Origin of the sequence: Bradyrhizobium sp. CSA112 (assembly GCF_029051645.1) — a bacterium.
Classification (GTDB): domain Bacteria; phylum Pseudomonadota; class Alphaproteobacteria; order Rhizobiales; family Xanthobacteraceae; genus Bradyrhizobium.
This window is the reverse complement of the sequence record NZ_JAACFS010000107.1, coordinates 1-1,174: the sequence shown is the minus strand read 5'-3', so window position 1 is coordinate 1,174 and position 1,174 is coordinate 1. Positions and strand designations below refer to the sequence as shown.

Sequence of the window (1,174 nt, the reverse complement as noted above, 5' to 3'; positions counted from 1 at the left end):
TCCGGGTGAGCGACTATCTGGTTTGTCAAGTTGCATTGGCGTATTGGGCACGCGCGTCGCGTGCTTTTGCGTTGAGGCGGACGAGGAGTTTTCGGGCGAGCGCGATGCGAACGACCATTTTTTCCTTTCCGGCTGCGAGCAACCTGTCGCGGAAGTCACCGAGGCTTTTGTCGTAGCGGGCGGCGGTGGCAGCGACCAGGAACAGGATCGAGCGGACACCGGCACGGCCGCCGCGGACCGGCCGCTTGCCCCGTCGCTTGCCACTGTCATTGGCGATTGGGGCGACACCGACGAGCTTGGCAATGGCCTTGTTGGAGTAGGTGCCGATCTCCGGCAGATCGGCCACCAGCCAGGCGACGGTACGATCGGCCACTCCCTTGATCGAACGGAAGGTATCCGACAGATGCGCCCACAGGGGATCGTCGTCGATCATCGAGGCGATCTCGCCCTCCAGAGTGCGGGACTGCCGCTTGAGCAGCGTGATCACCTCACCGAGGCTGGCGAGTATCTCGGCGTTATCCAGCAGGTTGGAGCGGCGCTGCTTCTGCACGATAAGATCGTCGGTGACCTGCCGGAGCCTTGCCACAAGGGCCTTCATGCGCTGCTGGGTCGAAGTTGGCGCCGGCGTCGGCTGCAGATTTTTGGCATCGGCGAAGCGGGCGATGACGCTGGCGTCGATCCGGTCGGTCTTCTCCAGAACTCCCATCGCCTCGGCGTAAAGGCGGACACTGCTCGGATTGGTCATGGCGCAAGGCATGCCTGCCTCCCACAACAACACAAACGCCAGACGTTCATAACCCCCGGTCGCCTCCATCACCGCCAGTTCCGCCCCATGCTGACGACAGAACGCCGCCAACTCGGCGATCCCAGCCGGGGTATTGTCGAAACTTGCCAAGGCCGCCCCGGGCTCGATGCACGCATCGAGCTTGGCCTTCGAAACATCCACTCCACAAATGATCTTCATCACGGTAACCTGCCTTGTTCGTGCGATCGTGATCAACCGACTGTTCGGTCGTGCGTGACAACGGCGAAGATCCCAGGCTCACCCACGGGTGTTACCCAGGGGGTATCGGGCGACATCGCCGCGCGCTTTGGCCGGTGGCCACCGGCCAAAGCGCTCAGTCGCTTCCATCGCACATTTTGCTCAATGGGCAGATACAAGGGGGTACAGGTC

At 62.4% G+C, this 1,174-nt stretch carries 1 protein-coding gene; it reads right to left on the bottom strand.

The genetic code is table 11. The annotated features are described in order from the left end of the window. Nucleotides 1–25: 25 nt before the first annotated feature. The gene (locus tag GWE18_RS41870; protein WP_275191297.1) at nucleotides 26–967 is read right to left on the bottom strand and encodes an IS110 family transposase; all 942 of its coding nucleotides are present in this window, start codon (nucleotides 965–967) and stop codon (nucleotides 26–28) included. Nucleotides 968–1,174: the final 207 nt, after the last annotated feature.